Genomic DNA, 15475 nt, shown 5'->3' on the forward strand with positions numbered 1-15475 from the left:
GACACCGTTTGGGTTTCACGTCCCGACTGTCATTTTCCACTGGGGGATTCGGGCGCGCGGGAGGAGCTCACCGCACGCCCGGAGGCATCTGGTCACGCGGCCTTGGGGGAGGCCGTTCATGCCAGTGCGCTGCTCACCGCCGGTTCAACAGGTGCGTCCGCTTCAGGCGCCGCAGTCCGCGCGGCAGCTGTCCGCCGTGTTGCCGGAACCCGCGCGCTCGGTGAACTGGCACACGCCGTCACCGCAGCGGAACAGCTCCGTGGGCTTCACGCGCGTGGTGATGGCCGGGTACGTCTTCCCGTTGTACGTGCACTGCGTGTAGTAGGGCTGGCTCGGGTCACCCTTGGTGCAGAACTGCGCGCAGCTGCCAATGTTGGTGATGGGCGCGCAGGAGTCCGCCTTCAGCGTCAGGCCGCAAGCCCGCGTGGAGCTCTCCGCCGAGCTGAAGTCGCGATCCCTCGCGGCGAACAGGCCCTCGTTGGTGAAGAGGTTGCCGAAGAAGCACGCCTCCTTCGCGCTGAACTGCGACAGCTCCTCGGCGGAGTAGGGAATCGCCGCGCCCTCCGCCGTGCGGCCCAGCACGGACAGCGCGATGTGCAGGCCGTACTTGTTCGCGTGCGCCGCCAGGCACGCGCTCACCGCCTGCTGCTCCGTCACCGTCGCGGCCTTGCCCGTGGCCCAACCCGGCGCCAGGCCCAGGCTGCCCTGCCACGTGTACTTCGCCCCGGTGGTCGTGGACTGGAAGGTGCGCGTCTGCCCCTCGGGCACCGAGCACTTCACGATGTACGCCATCAGCATCGGCGCCGTGTCCGTGTTCTGGCTGAACCACTCGTTGAAGCTCTCGGTGTTCAGTCCGTTGACGGTGAGTCCGTTGACGGTGAGCCCGTTGACGGTGAGCCCGTTGACCGTCAATCCGTTGACGGTCAGCCCGTTGTCCACCTGCAGCGCCTGATCCACCGATGCTGGATCGGCCTCCCACGCCGCGTCCTCCGGCATCGCGCCACCGCAACCCACGAGGGCGAACAGCGCCCCCGTCATCAACACCGCCTTCAGGGGTTGGCGTGAGGCAACTCGGTTCCACCACTCGCTGCATCCACTTCCAGGCCGAAAAGCAGGGGTGAGGCGCATGTAGGGGCTCCCGCTTGAGGGAAGTCGGAGGACCGGCTTCCAGAATGTCAGGCAGTCCAGGCTTTCACCTAGAAAGGTGCTGAAACTGTCAGACAGGGGAATCGTGACGGATTCAGGATCTAAAATAAATACGGTTTCGTCAAAAAATTATGGTGTGGGTCCAATTCTCACGGGGGCGGACGTGTGCCGGTGAAAGGCATGGGACCACACGACTCAAGCGGGGTGCCGCGGGGGAGGAGGAGTGCGGGGACGGCGGGGACGGCCTACTGCGGAGGAGTCTCTTCGAGGTACTGGGACGCGGGACGTGTGATGGCGAAGCCACCGGGGTCCCTTACGTTCCAGGTTGCCACATGCGTGACCGGGCCGCCTACCACCTCGGCCTCGCCGGAGTCGCCGCGTGTCTCCGCCTCACCATGGTGGAGGCAGAGGTGGACGCGGGCGTGGACGGCTTCGGCCAGACGCTGCGCCTCGGCTTGCAGTTCTCTCAGGGGTCGAAGGGCGAGCGCGGGAGTGATGCCGGCTGCCACGGGCCGCACGCCCAGAAGCGCGGTGCCCGTCTGGAGCGCCAGGATGAAGTGCTCCGCGCGCAGGCCCTGCTCCAGTGTGTCCATGACGTGGGCGAGCGCGGCGTAGGTGGTGTCGTCGTCCATGTCCGTGGCGGGGAGCACCACCTCCGCGTTCACGGCCAGCACGAGCCGCGTCTGGCTCTCCACCTGATTGGGCTCTTCCGTGGCTTCGCGCAGCGCGGTGAGGAAGGCGTTCACGCTGGGGTAGCGGCGGGTGGCGTCCTTGTCCAGGCACCGGAGCACCACCGCGTCCACGGCGGGGGACACCGGGGCCTTCACGCTGGGGCGCGGAGGCGGGGCCTCCAGGTGCATGCGCTCCAGCTCCAGACGATCATCGGACTGGAAGGGGTAGCGGCCGGTGAGCAGCTGATACAGGAGCACGCCCAGCGCGTACACGTCCGTGGGCGGCCCGATGGTGCCGCCGCGGAACTGCTCGGGCGCCATCGCGTGCGCGGTGCCCAGTCGCTGTCCCGCGGTGGTGAGCCCCTCCTGCCCGGGCTCCTGCTGGATGAGCTTCGCGATGCCGAAGTCCAACAGCTTCAGCCGGGGCTTCTCCCCCTCCTCCACGACGAGGATGTTGCTGGACTTCAAGTCCCGGTGCACGACGCCCGCGCGGTGCGCCGCCTCCAGCGCGCCGCAGACGGGCTCCAGGTACGCCAGCGCGCGGGACGCGGACAGCCGCCCGCGCTCCTGCACCACCTGGCTCAGCGTGCGCCCGGAGAGCAGCTCCATCACGTAGTAGGGGCTGCCGTCCGGCATCAGCCCGAAGTCGTAGACGTCCACGATGTTCGGGTGGTGGATCTGATTGACGACGCGCGCCTCGCGCACGAAGCGCTGGAGCATCTCGCCCTGGTCCGCCAGGTGCGAGTGCAGCACCTTCACCGCCGCGTGCCGCCCCAGGATGCGGTGCTCCGCCTCGTAGACGCTGCCGTGGCCGCCGGCCGCCAGCATGGACTTGAGGACGTATTCACCCGCCAGGGTGCCCGGCCCGCGCTCGGCACGGCTGGGTGTGTCGTGCCCCTTGTCCGAGGTATTCGCGTTCGCGCGTGCCTGGATGCGGAAGGTGCTCTCTGAATCCACCGCCATGAATACCCCGCACCCTACCATCCACGGGGTGGGTCGCGAGTGCCCGTGCCGGGTTGGCTGCCCTGCTTGCCTGCCTGGCCGTTCACCAGGAGTCAGGGTCCCTGTCCTGAAGGGGGAGGGGACGTTCATTGGAAGCCGTTGGGGTATGGTTGCGGTCCGGGCCAGGACTTCGGGCCCAAACGGAGCGCGGCGTCATGCACGACAGGCGGCGAGGACACTGCCAGCCCGAGCGCAGGGGGACGTCAGGGGGCTTGCATACATGATGACGTTGGTGGACGAGCTCACGACCTGTGCGGGCCAGTCGGTGACGGCCCCGTCCTCGACCGGGGCGTGCCTCATCCTCATCAGCACCACGACGCCGGCGGCCATCGGCAAGGCGTACCGGTTGGAGCCGGGCGAGCACGTCATCGGGCGCGGGTCGGAAGCGGAGGTGCGCATCGACGACCACGGGGTGTCGCGCAAGCACGCGCGCATCCAGCGCAAGTCGGACGGTTCGTGCCTCGTCACGGACCTGGAGTCCACCAACGGCACGTTCCTCAACGGCCTGCCGGTGTCCACCGCGGAGCTGCAGGAGGGCGACCGGCTCCAGGTGGGCACGGTGACGGTGTTCCGCTTCTCCCGGCGCGAGGTGCTGGAGCAGCGCGAGGAGCAGCTCAGGCAGGCGCTGTCCGCCGCGCGCGTGGGCATCTGGGACTGGAACGCGAAGACGGGGCAGGTGACCTGGAGCGAGCACGTGGACCGGCTCCTGGGCCTGGCCGTGGGCAAGCTGTCCGGCCGCGCCATGGACCTGGAGGAGGTGGTGCACCCGGCGGACCTGCCCAGGCTTCGCGCGGGGCTGGCCACGGCGCTGCAGCAGCGCTCGCAGGTGGACGTGGAGTACCGCATCGAGCCCGCGGGCAGCGGCTACCGCTGGATTTCGTGCAAGGGCGATGTGCTGCTGGACGCGTCGGGGCAGCCCGCGCGGGTGACGGGCACGGTGATGGACATCACCGCGCGCAAGCAGGCGGAGCAGGAGCTGCACCGCCAGGCGCTCATCTTCGAGAGCATCTCCGACGGCGTCGTCATCACGGACCTGGCGGGCGGGGTCATCGACTGGAACACCAGCGCGGAGCGGATGTTCGGCCGCAGCCGCAAGGAGGCCATGGGACAGACGCTCTTCAGCGTGCTGCACCCCGGTGAGCCGGACCGGCTGACGGGCGCCGTCCTCACCGCGCTGGAGGTGCACGGGCGCTGGAGCGGGGAGATGGAGTTCAAGCGCGCGGACGGCATGGCGTGCGTCTGCGAGTCCGTGGTGGTGCCGCTGCGCGACGCGGAAGGGCGCATCATCGCGAACATCATGGTGCACCGCGACCTGAGCGAGCGCCGGCAGCTCCAGGCGCGCCTGGTGGTGGCGGACCGGCTGGCCAGCGTGGGCACGCTGGGCGCGGGCGTGGCGCACGAAATCAACAACCCGCTGGCGTACATGCTGGTGAACCTGCACCTCATCCGCGAGGGGCTGGACAAGCTGGAGGCTCAAGGAGCCCCGTCCGAGCCGGTGGCCTCCATCCAGCAGCTGGTGCGCGAGACGACGGAGGGCGCGGAGCGCATCGCGACCATCGTGCGGGACCTGAAGGTCTTCGCGCGCGGCGAGCAGGAGTCGCGCCCCATGCCGGTGGACGTGCGCCGCTCGGTGGAGCTGGCGTGCAAGATGGCGGACAACGTCATCCGCCACCGCGCGCGGCTCGTGACGGAATTTGAACCCGTCCCCGCGGTGGAGGCGAGCGAGGCGCGGCTGTGCCAGGTGTTCTTGAACCTGCTGCTCAACGCGGCGCAGGCCATTCCGGAGCATCCATCCTCCGTCACCGAGCACGAGATTCGCGCCATCATCCGTCCGGGCGAGACGGGCAAGGTGGTGGTGGAGGTGCGCGACACCGGCGTGGGCATGACGCCGGAGGTGCTGGGGCGCATCTTCGATCCGTTCTTCACCACGAAGGCGGTGGGCGTGGGCACGGGGCTGGGGCTGTCCATCTGCCACGGCATCGTGGAGTCCATGGGCGGCTCCATCCACGCGGAGAGCACGCCGGGGCAGGGCAGTATCTTCCGCGTGGTGCTGCGCTCGGCGGCGCACGAGGTGGACCTCTACCCGCGGCTGTCGGCGACGGCGCCGGCGGGGGCGCGGGCGCGCATCCTGGTGGTGGATGACGAGCCCAACGTGACGGTGGCGCTGCAGCGCTCGCTGGCCTCGGAGCACGAGGTGTCCACGGCGAACAGCGCGCAGGCGGCGCTGCGGCTGGTGAACGAGGGCGGCCGCTTCGACCTCATCCTCTGCGACGTGATGATGCCGGGGATGACGGGCATGGACCTGTACTTCGAGCTGGGGCGCTCGGTGCCGGAGCAGGCGGGGCGCATGGTGTTCATGACGGGTGGAGCCTTCACGCCGCGCACCACGTCGTTCCTGCGGGACGTGCCGAACCTCAAGCTGAGCAAGCCGCTGGACCTGGCGCAGCTGCGCGAACTGGTCGGCCGCTCGGCGGAGGCGTCTCGATGAGCGCTTCCTCCGGGCAACCCGCCGCTCCTCCAGAGGCCGCGGCGGAGCCGGAGGCCCCTGACCCCGTGGCGCCAGTGAGGATGGTGTTCGCGGGGGCGGAGATTTCAGAGGGCCGGGAGTGGACGGCCCGGTCGCTGGGGATGGGCCTGCTCATCGGCGCGCTGCTGGCCGTCACCAACCTCTACATGGGGATGAAGACGGGCTGGTGGGACTCGGGCTCCATCACCGCGACGGTGCTGGGGTTCAGTGGCCTGGCGGCCTATGGGCGCAAGCGGGGCGTGCCGTACACGCCGCTGGAGAACAACCTCACGCAGACGGCCGCGTCGTCGGTGGGCGCGATGCCCGCGTCGGCGGGGCTCCTGGGCGCGCTGCCGGCGCTGGCCTTCCTGGGCATGAGCGTGCCGGGCTGGGGCATCGCGGCCTGGGGCGTGGTGCTCGGCGTCCTGGGCGTGCTGGTGGCGGGGCTGCTCCGGCGGCGCCTGCTGGAGCAGGAAGCCCTGCCGTTTCCCACGGGCATCGCCACGGCGGAGCTCATCTCCACGCTGCACGCGGCCTCGCCCTCGGAGGCGCGGAGCACGCCCGTGGGCAGGGGGCGGACGTTGGTGGGCGCCGGCGTGGTGGCGATGGCGCTCACGTGGATGCGTGATTCGCGCGGGTGGCTGCCGGGGATGGTGGCGCTGCCGGGCCGCGTGGGTGGCGTCGGGCTGGATGCGCTGACGTGGGGCGTGGGGATGAGCCCCATGCTGCTGGCGGTGGGGATGATGACGGGCCTGCAGCTGGCGCTGAGCATGCTGCTGGGCTCGGGGCTGGCGTGGGGCGTGCTCGCGCCGGGGCTGTTGGGCACGAGCGTCGTGGCGGGCGCGGGGTACGAGCCGCTGTCCGCGTGGCTGATGTGGCCCGGCGTGGGATTGATGCTGGGCGCGGCGGTGGTGTCGCTGGCGGCGCAGGCGCGGGACTTCCTGGGCGCGGCGAAGGACCTGCGCTCGGTGGGCACGAGCCGGGGCGGGCTGCCCCGGTGGAGCCTGGGCGTGGCGGCGGTGGCGTGCGTGCTGGCGGTGGTGTTGGGCCGGGTGCTGTTCGGGCTGGGCGTTCCGTCGATGCTGCTGGCGCTCGCGCTGCTGGTGCCGCTGTGCGCGGTGTGCGCGCGAGGCGCGGGGCAGACGGACGTGTCGCCGGTGAGCCAGATGGGAAACCTCACGCAGGTCGTCTTCGGCGTGGTGCGGCCCGGCGAGCTGTCGACCAACGTGGCGGCGGGTTCGGTGGTGGCGAACGCGTCGGCGCAGATTGGCGTGAGCCTGTGGTCGTTGAAGGCGGGGCACCTGCTGGGGGCGTCGGCCTCACGGCAGCTCGCCGCGCAGCTGGTGGGCGTGGCGGTAGGCGCGCTGGTGTCGGTGCCGGCCTATCTGCTGCTGGTGGACGCGTACGGGTTGGGAACCGCGGCGTTGCCGGTGCCGGCGGCGGCGCAGTTCCGGGCGGTGGCGGAGGTGTCCGTGCGAGGCCTGGCGGGCCTGCCCCCGTACGCGGGTTGGGGCGCGCTGGTGGGCTGCGCGGTGGGTGCGCTGCTGACGTTGGCCGCGAAGGGCCGCGCGGCGCGGTGGCTGCCGTCGCCGGTGGCCATGGGCATCGGCTTCCTCACGCCCGCGTACTTCGCGGTGACGCTGTGCCTGGGCGCGGGGATGGCGGCGCTCGCGCGGAGGTGGTCGCCCAAGGCCACGGACGCGCACGTGCCCGCGCTGGGCTCCGGTGCGTTGGTGGGCGAGTCGCTGATGGGACTGCTCATCGCGGCGACGACGGCGCTCTCGCGGTCGGTGTAGCGAAAGCCCCGGGTTCCCGGCGGCGTCGCTACGCCGCGGGCGTGAGGTCCCGCACCCGCTCCAGTGAGCGGCGGATGCGGTCCTCCATCAGGTTCGGCATGTGCGCCGCGCGCGCCAGCGCTTCTCCGAGCGCGAGCATCGCCTCCGCGAAGTCGCTTCGGCGCCAGGCCGCGAGGCCCATCATCTCCAGGACCTCCAGCGGCTCCTGCTCCACGGAGGCCTGGGCGGAGCGCTCGCGCAGCGCGTGCCACTCCTCCACGGTCGCGTCCTTCGAGGCCAGCTCCACCATGGAGAAGAGCACCTCCTCCGACGGGCTGAGGTTCACGCCGTGCCGGTTGGTCGCCATCGCCTGCCGCACCTGCTCCAGCAGGTCGCGCGCCCGGTCGTGCCTGTCCGTCCACGCCATGGCCCGCGCCTGGAGCAGCAGCGCCCAGGGACGGTGCGCCACCTCCGGATGCCGGCGCTCCAGCACGATGGCCCGCGCGATGTGCGGGGCCGCGGCCTCCACGTCGCCCGCCTGGTAGTACAGCTCGCCCAGGTTGTACTCGGCGAAGTACTCCCAGCCCACCACGCCCAGCTCGCGCCCCAGCTGCATGAAGCGCTCCTGGTCCTTGAGCGCGTTCGTCAGGTCGCGCCGAGCCACTCGCAGGTTGCGGCGGTTGTTGATGGCCGAGCCCAGGTGGAAGCGGTCTCCGCGCTCCGTGCACGCGCAGATGAGCTCGTCCAGCACGCGCTCCGCGGCGTCGATGTCGCCCAGGCTCGGCAGGATGGCCACCAGTAGGAGCAGGGAGACGACCAGCGTTTCGTAGCCCGCGTCGCCCAGCTTCCGCGCCCGCTCCGCCGCGGCCTCCAGGGTCATGAGCGAGTCCATCCATTCGCCCTTGCGGAACTGCGTGCGGCCCAGCGCCAGCAGGAGCCGCGCCTGCACGTAGGGCGACGTCACCGTCTCCGTCAGCTGCTTGGCTTCCTGGACCCGCGCCTCGCTGCGCGCGTAGTCGTTCACCCAGTCGAGCGCCACCGCCTCGTCGAGCAGCAGCTCCACCTCCGCGCGCGCATCCCCCACGCTCCGCGCCCGCTCGCGCGCGATGGCGAAGTCCGTGAGCGAGTCCTCGTACCGGCCGATGCGGTAGCGCATCAGGCCCCGGCCCCGCAGCGCCGTGAGCCTGCGCAGCTCGTCCTCGGGCTCGATGAGCTCCAGGGCGCGCGTGTACATGGCCTCCGCGTCCAGGTACGCGTGACGGCCGCGCGCGGACTCCGCGATGTCGATGGTCAGCGCCGCCGCCTCGTCGCGCAGGCCCCCCGACGCGGCGTGCAGCGCGAGCCGGGCCAGCCGCTGGCGCTCCTGCGCGCCCGCCGGGCTCAGGTAGTGGCGGTACGCGGCGTGGTGGATGCGCGCCTTCTCCTCCGCGGGCAGGCCCGCGACCACGGCCTCGCGCACCAACTCGTTGCGGAAGCTCAGTCCCTCCGAGCGGTGCTCCACCAGCAGCCCCAGGTCCAGGAGCCGCCGCGTCGCATGCCCCGTGTCCAGCGGGAACTGGGAAGCCGCTCCGTCGCGCTCCAGCTCGCGCACCACGCCGTCCGCCGCCGTGCCGGTGAAGGTCGCGCCCAGCAGCGCGCACAGTCGGGCATGCGCGGCGAGCGCCGGAGGCAGCGCGCCCAGCTCGCGGTCCGCCAGCCACTCCACCAGCCGCAGCTCCGGCAGGCGGTCCAGTTCATCCGTGACGAGGTACCAGTTGCCGCCCGGCGCGCGCTGACGCACCAGCCCCTGACGCTTGAGGCCGCGCACCAGCTCCACCAGGAACAGGGGCACGCGCTGCGCGCGCTCGATGATGCGCTCCACCGCCTGCGCGGGCACGTTCTCCACCGGCTTGAGCAGCGCGCGGCACAGGGCATGCGCGTCGCCCGGGGCCAGGCCGGACAGGGGCAGGTCCAACTGGCGCGCGGCGCGGGCACTCCACGCCGGACGGCTCTGCTCGAAGCCCGGGCGCACCAGCACGCAGATCCACAGCGGCACGCGCGTCTCCGCGAGCGCCGCGTACTCCAACGCGTCCAGCGCGGTCTCCTCCGCGAAGTGCGCGTCGTCCACGATGAGGCACAGGGGCCGTTCGCGGGCGTGCGCCGCCAGCAGCTCGCCCGTGGCGCGCATGGCCAGCGAGCGCAGCGCGCCAGGAGCCGCGGCCCAGCTGTGCAGCTCCGGCCCGCCCGGCGCGTACCACCCGAGCGTCGCGGCCACGCCCGGCCACAGCTCCATGCCCAGCCGGGTGCCCAGCCGGTCGAGGATGGCGGTGCGGCCATCCTCCTGCGTGTCGGTGTCGTCGCGGTCGAAGCCGTGCAGCGCCACGCGCAACAGCGTGCGCAGCGTGCCTTCCGGGTCGCCCTGCACGGGCTCACGCGCGCGCAGGGAGTGGACGCGCGCGTGCGGCAGCGCGGCCCGCAGGCGCAGGCTCAGCGTGGAGGACAGGTGGCTCTTGCCGTGGCCCCGGTCGCCGCGCACGGTGACGATGGTGGGCGCCGCGTCCGTCACCGCGGACCGGGCGCTCTCCAGGAGCTGCTCCAGCTCCACGTCGCGGCCCACCAGCATCGCGCTGCCCATCTGCAGCACGGTGGCGTCCGGCCGGGGCGCGGCGCCCGAGGGCGCGGGGCGCATCAGCCCGGACCGTCCCGCCACCGGCAGGCACGGCACCTCCGGCACGGCCTCCGCGGCGGCGGGGGAGAGCAGGGGCCCGCGCAGCTCCACGAGGTGGGGGTAGCGCTCCTCGCGCGCGAAGATGGCGCCCAGGTAGCGGGGGGCGCCGTCGCGGCGGCGCTGCACGGTGACGTTGGCCACGTCGACGATGGACACCGGGGCGAGTCCCCGCTCGGCCAGTCCTTCGGCGGCCCGCAGCGCGCGGCGCACGGGGTTCTCTCCCACGTCGGGGTCGAAGACGCCCGCGAAGCGCTCGCCCTCCGCGAAGGCCATGTGGCCTCCGTAGGCGGTCAGGGCCTTCTGCATCGCCACGGGGTTGGCGCGCGAAAAGGTGAACAGCACCGCCACCGAGCGGCGCGTCTGGGCGGGGCGCACCTCGGGCAGCAGGGTGAGCCGGGGCGCGGGCTGCACGGCGGACTGGCCCGCGTGGTCCAGCGCCGCGCGCAGGGCCTGGGCCACGGCGGCGGCGTCGCGGGGACGGCGCGCGGGCTCCTTGGCCAGGCAGCGCAGCACGACCTCCTCCACGGGCGGCGCCACCGGGGCGTACTCCGAAGGAGGCGGAGGCCGCAGCGACAGGTGCGCCTGGAGCACCTCCGTGAGCGAGCCGAAGAAGGGCGGACGGCCCGCGATGAGCTCGTAGAGGATGACGCCCAGCGCGTACACGTCCGTGCGCGCGTCCAGGACCGCGTGGCCGGCGCACTGTTCGGGCGCCATGTATTCGGCGGTGCCGGCGAAGGAGGACGTGTCGCCGGGAGTGCCATCGTCCGCGAGCACACCGGGGGTCGGACGCTGCACCAGGCCGAAGTCGAAGACGCGGGCGCGCTTGTGGGCGTCGTCCAGGAAGACGTGCTCGGGCTTGAGGTCGCAGTGCACCAGTCCGTGCGCGTGCACGACGGCCACCGCCTCCAGGAGCGCGTTGGCGCGAGGCCCGAACTCCTGCGGCGACATGGGCCCGGACACCCGGGCCAGCCAGTCCGCCAGCGTGGGCAGCGGCACGTACTCCATGTCCACGAAGCGCTGTCCGCCGGGCAGCGTGCCCACGGCATGGAGCGCGGGCACGGTGGGAGGCCCGATGACGCGCAGGGCCTCCGCCTCACGGGCCAGCTGCGCCTCCGCGAGCGCGATGCCGGGCCGCGCCAGCTTCAGCGCGATGCGTTCACCCTCGGTGCCGTCGGCGGCGCGCTTGTGCGCGGCCAGCAGCACGCCGAAGCCACCGCGCGCGATGACCTTCTCGCAGCGGTAGCCCGGGACGTCGGGCACGACGAGCGAGGCATCGGATGGCGGAGCGACGGGAGGCGAGACGCCGGGCGGGCATGGCGCATGAGAGCCCTCCCAACGCCGCCCGCATGTGAGGCAACGCGGCACGAGCGTCACTCTATGCCAGCGCCGCCGTGATTTCCGAACCACCAGAGTCGGTCATTCGACGGACACGTGAAGCATCAGTCAGAAGGCCGGAGGGCTTCCAGGCCGCCACGCCCCGTGAACCGCGCGACACCGGACATCCGGGGCAGCCAGCGAGTCAGAGGGTCGACCGCGCACCGGCTGCGTCAATTCACACCGCATCGCGGCAAGGATGTCAGCAGTCCCTGATAGCCCTGTTCAACAGGAGGAACAGGCATGAAAGGGATTCAGTCGCCAAGGCGCGAGTGGCTGTGCCTGATTCTCATGGCCGGGCTGGTGGGTTGCGCGGGAGGACGAGCCCGTTCGTTGCCGGTGGGGCTGCACGGCTACGCGCGCTACCACAGCGCATCGCCGGCACCGCTGCATGGGGGCGCTGCGTCCGAGGGCGCGGGCGGCACGGTAGGGGATGAGGCTCCGGTGCGCCTGCCTCCGGGAACGGTGCTCATCGGGAGCGCGGAGGAGCGGACGCTGCAGGCGGTGGAGCTGGGCCTGCTGGAGGTGGACGCGTTCGAGAAGCTCTTGCTGCGCGCCGGGCTGGAGGAGCCGCCGGTCCGTCGCAATCCCTTCACGCCCGAGGACGCGGCGGAGGTGCTGAACCGGCTGATGGAGAAGCCGGTGACGCCAGGCACGTATCCGCCGCGCATGGCGGCGGGCTTCGTGCTGCGCGAGGTGCTGGAAGGCGGCGCGGTGTCGCGCGAGGAGTTGGTGCGCCGGGTGGAGCGCTTCGTCCGGGAGCAGGTGGCGGTGCTGCGGCCGGACGGGTACCTGGCCTGGGCGCTCGATGGGCGCACGCAGCAGAAGGTGGGGACCGTGCAGTGGAAGGACGGGACCTTCCGCGCGGGCAACTTCGAGCTGGGGCGCTTCTACAGCGGCAAGGGCGGTGTCTTCCGAAGCGTCGATGCACAGCTGCGTGCTGTGGATTGGCGCCCGCTCGCGGAGGTGTACGACGACGCGGATGTCCTCAGCCGCTCCCTGGATGGCGCGGAGGACGCGTTCGTGGAGCTGTACCACGGCATGGGACAGCTCCTGTCCCATCCCACGGACAGCTTCGCGAGCCTGCGCCATCTCCCGCAGGGCGTGGCGGCGCTCATCGCGTCATCGCCCGCGTACTGGGAGCGCTTCCGGTACATGACGGAGGGCGAGCAGATCCGCGAAGCCGCGCGGCTGACCACGAACGTCATCACACTGTGGGGCACGGCCTCGGTGACGACGCGCACGTTGACGCGAGCAGCGGCGGGAGTGGAGGCCACCGTGCCCGTGCTCGCGGTGTCCGCGGAGGGACTGCTCAGTGTCGAGCGCGTCGCGGTGCCCGTGGGACGCGCGGCGGCGGTGCTGAGTGGAGGATCCGGGGCGGCCATCGTCCTCCAGAAGGCCAACGCGACACCGGCTCCAGCCGAGCCAGGAAAGTGGGGGCCAGCCGAGGAGTCGATGTCCGCGCGGGCCCGGCGCTACCAGGAGCAGATCTCCGGGCACTCAGCGGACGAGGCCTACTGGGTCGGTGGAGTGGGGAGGAACAGCGGCGGCGTGAAGTTCGACGGCTTCTGGGACGGAGTGCTACGGGAGGCCAAGGGACCCGGCTACGCGAACAAGTTCCAGGAAAGCCTGGCGCCAAAGGGCTGGTTCGAGGAAACGGGGGCCAGGCAGCTCCGGGAACAAGCGGGGCGGCAGTGGAGAAAGACGCGGAACATGGGAGTCCGCATTGAGTGGCATGTCGCGGAGAAGAAAGCGGCGGGTGCTATTCGGAGACTGCTCAAGCGCGATGGTATCGACGGGATCGAAGTCATTCACACTCCGGCACGTTGAGCAGAGGACCCCTTGACCACCGAGTCCAAGCCCCAGGCCTACCCGGATAGCTTCTTTGTGGGTGCCTACTGGGGGGCACGTCGGGAGTCGCCAGAAGCGTGCGCGCGTCGTGCGGCGGTCTTCCTGGAGCTCCTGGCCGCATGCGATCCGCTCCTGGCCCACTGGTACAAGTCCATCCGTTCCCGTAAGGGCACGCAGAAGCTGTCATTGATGCCGCCCGACGTGTCAGTGCTCACGGACTTGTTCCGGCGGGGCGTCAACCGTGAGGGCCGAGGACCCGTTATCGAGGAACTGGGCCTCCGCGTTGTCTTCCTCAACGGAGGTGCCGCCTCCGATGACGCACGCCTGAGCATCAAATGCGGAGCCTTCGACGACCCCAGTCCCAACAACTGCCTCTTGTCCCTCCCATTCGAAGGACCGACCGCGGAGCGGGTGTTGACCCCTTCCTCGCTGGAGGCCGTGATGCGCGGCATGGTGGCTGCCTGGGAGCCGGAATGGATCGCGGCGATGTCCGAGCACCATCGGGAACTGGATGATCCAGACAACAGGACCAACGCTCGGGTCGGCTGGGTGACCTACTTCTCCAAGCAGCGCGGTACCGTGCCCCCACTGCCCGCGCCCGTGCGCATCGAACCCGTGGAGGACAAGGGCACGCTCATCGTCCTGACCCCGGAGCGCTTCACCGTGGCCAACCCGGAACACGTGGCGCTGGCCCGGCGCGTGCGCGAGTTGCTCACCCGGGCCGGGCTCATCAAGACCCGCTGAAAGAGAAACGGCGCGCTCCACCCCGGCCGGCGGAGCGCGCCAACAACAACAGCCCTACCGCTGCGGCACTTCAATCGCACGCAGCAACGACCCATCCTGTCCAGGCACCCGTGCGCGCAAGAGCAGCGCGGCTCCCGGCTCCGCGGACGTCAGGGCCTGCGCCGCCTCCGCGACACCAGACACCTTCTGGTCACCCACCTGCGTCAGCACCATCCCGGGCGCCAGGCCCGCGCGCTCCGCGGGGCTGCCAGACTCCACCGCCACCACCTGCGCGCCGCCGCTGCCGTCCTGCGCCTCCGACAGCCGCAGGCCCATCCGCTTCGACAGGGGCGCGGGCGTCGCGTCCCGAGGCGTCATCTCCTCCTCACCCCGCTGAGTCGGCCGGGTGCCCAGCTTCACCGGCACCTCCATCGCCTTGCCGCCGCGCACCAGGCTCACCTTCACCTCGCTGCCCGGTTTGAGCAGCGCCACCGCGCGCGTCAGCGACCCGGCGGAGTCCACCGCGCGCTCGCCCACGGACGTGATGATGTCCTCCTCGAGCAGGCCCGCCTTCGCACCGGGGCCGCCCGCGCTGACTCCGGCCACCACCGCGCCCTTCGCCGCGTCCACGCGCAGCGCGCGCGCCAGCTCCGGCGTGAGGTCCTGCACCGCCAGGCCCACCCAGCCCCGGCGCACCACGCCCGTCTCCTGGAGCTGTGGCAACAGCGCCTGGATGAGGTTCGCGGGCACCGCGAAGCCAATGCCCGTCGCGCCGCCGATGATGGCCGTGTTCATGCCCACCACCTCGCCCTTCATGTTGAAGAGCGGGCCGCCGGAGTTGCCCGGGTTGATGGCCGCGTCCGTCTGCAGGAAGTCGTCGTAAGGACCCGCGTGGATGTCGCGCGCCCGGGCGGACAGGATGCCCGCGCTCACGCTCGACGCGAGCCCGAACGGATTGCCAATGGCCATCACCGGATCGCCCACGCGCAGGCCATCCGAATCCCCCAGCTTCACGAACGGCAGGTTCCCGGACACGCCCTTCAACTGGATGAGCGCCACGTCCGTGAGCGCGTCGCGGCCCAGCACCTCCGCCTCGAACGAGCGCCCGTCCTCCAGCTTCACCCGGACGGTGTCCGCGCCCTCCACCACGTGGTTGTTCGTGAGCACCAGGCCGGACGGGTCGATGACGAAGCCCGACCCCAGCCCCTGCTTCGAGGGCGCGCCGCCCTCGCCAAAGGGATTCTGTCTGCCCTGCATTCCGAAGCGCTCGGCGAGGCCGGGGGGCAGGCCCTGCATCATCCCGCCCATCGCGGGGCGGGCGCGGGCCTGCACCTCCACGTTCACCACCGCGCCCTTCACCGTGTCCACGAGCGGCGCCAGCGACATGAGCGCGCCGGGAGACCCGGGCGTGGGTGAATAGACCGCCGGCTCCACCTTCGCGCCCGAGGGCGTGGTGGCTGTCTTCAACGACAGCGTGGGTCGGGCGGGGGGCGCCACGTCCGCGGCCGGCTTGCAGGCCCCCAGGGCGACCAGGGGCATCAGCGTGAGTGCGCGGGCAAGGTGGCGGCGGGACGGAAGCGTGCGGACCATCGTGCGTTCTCCTTGAGTGGCGGCCGGAAGAAGGCCTTCCGGTCGGAGATGGGAAAGAAAGAGTCGAACCGGATGCGGTGGGCACCCTGGGAAGGAGGCAGCGGTCCCGTTCCACCAGCGACACCGGGAG

At 71.5% G+C, this 15475-nt stretch carries 8 protein-coding genes; 4 read left to right on the forward strand and 4 right to left on the reverse strand.

The annotated features are described in order from the left end of the window. Positions 1 to 162: 162 nt before the first annotated feature. Positions 163 to 1038, reverse strand: coding sequence for a hypothetical protein (locus tag GTZ93_RS03880; protein ID WP_139923470.1), 876 nt, complete (start codon positions 1036 to 1038; stop codon positions 163 to 165). A gap of 353 nt (positions 1039 to 1391) precedes the next feature. Continuing rightward, positions 1392 to 2780, reverse strand: a complete 1389-nt coding sequence (locus GTZ93_RS03885; protein ID WP_120581173.1) for a serine/threonine-protein kinase — start codon at positions 2778 to 2780, stop codon at positions 1392 to 1394. A 262-nt stretch (positions 2781 to 3042) separates the two neighbouring features. Here GTZ93_RS03885 and GTZ93_RS03890 point away from each other — a divergent pair, with 262 nt between their 5' ends. Both GTZ93_RS03890 and GTZ93_RS03895 read left to right on the forward strand, forming a co-directional pair. Further along, positions 3043 to 5307 (forward strand): PAS domain S-box protein, encoded by a 2265-nt coding sequence (locus tag GTZ93_RS03890; protein ID WP_167547882.1) that lies wholly within the window; start codon positions 3043 to 3045, stop codon positions 5305 to 5307. Then, on the forward strand, positions 5304 to 7121 hold the full coding sequence (locus tag GTZ93_RS03895; RefSeq protein ID WP_139920888.1) for an OPT/YSL family transporter: 1818 nt from the start codon (positions 5304 to 5306) through the stop codon (positions 7119 to 7121). Before GTZ93_RS03890 ends, GTZ93_RS03895 begins: the two co-directional genes overlap by 4 nt. A gap of 28 nt (positions 7122 to 7149) precedes the next feature. Here GTZ93_RS03895 and GTZ93_RS03900 read toward each other — a convergent pair whose 3' ends face one another. Then, positions 7150 to 11067: a serine/threonine-protein kinase gene (locus GTZ93_RS03900; protein ID WP_180946133.1), complete on the reverse strand. Its 3918-nt coding sequence runs from the start codon at positions 11065 to 11067 to the stop codon at positions 7150 to 7152. Positions 11068 to 11424: 357 nt separating this feature from the next. On the opposite strand from GTZ93_RS03900, the gene GTZ93_RS43200 reads away from it, so the two are divergent. Both GTZ93_RS43200 and GTZ93_RS03910 read left to right on the forward strand, forming a co-directional pair. Further along, positions 11425 to 13011, forward strand: a complete 1587-nt coding sequence (locus tag GTZ93_RS43200; RefSeq protein ID WP_276528806.1) for a Tox-REase-5 domain-containing protein — start codon at positions 11425 to 11427, stop codon at positions 13009 to 13011. A 12-nt stretch (positions 13012 to 13023) separates the two neighbouring features. Continuing rightward, positions 13024 to 13776 carry an immunity 52 family protein gene (locus GTZ93_RS03910; protein WP_139920892.1) on the forward strand — a complete coding sequence of 251 codons (753 nt, stop codon included), beginning with the start codon at positions 13024 to 13026 and terminating at the stop codon, positions 13774 to 13776. A gap of 54 nt (positions 13777 to 13830) precedes the next feature. Here the strand turns inward: GTZ93_RS03910 and GTZ93_RS03915 are convergent, their stop codons facing one another. Continuing rightward, on the reverse strand, positions 13831 to 15345 hold the full coding sequence (locus tag GTZ93_RS03915) for a Do family serine endopeptidase (protein WP_139920894.1): 1515 nt from the start codon (positions 15343 to 15345) through the stop codon (positions 13831 to 13833). Positions 15346 to 15475 lie beyond the last annotated feature (130 nt).

Origin of the sequence: Corallococcus exiguus (genome assembly GCF_009909105.1) — a bacterium.
In the GTDB taxonomy this organism is placed as follows: domain Bacteria; phylum Myxococcota; class Myxococcia; order Myxococcales; family Myxococcaceae; genus Corallococcus; species Corallococcus exiguus.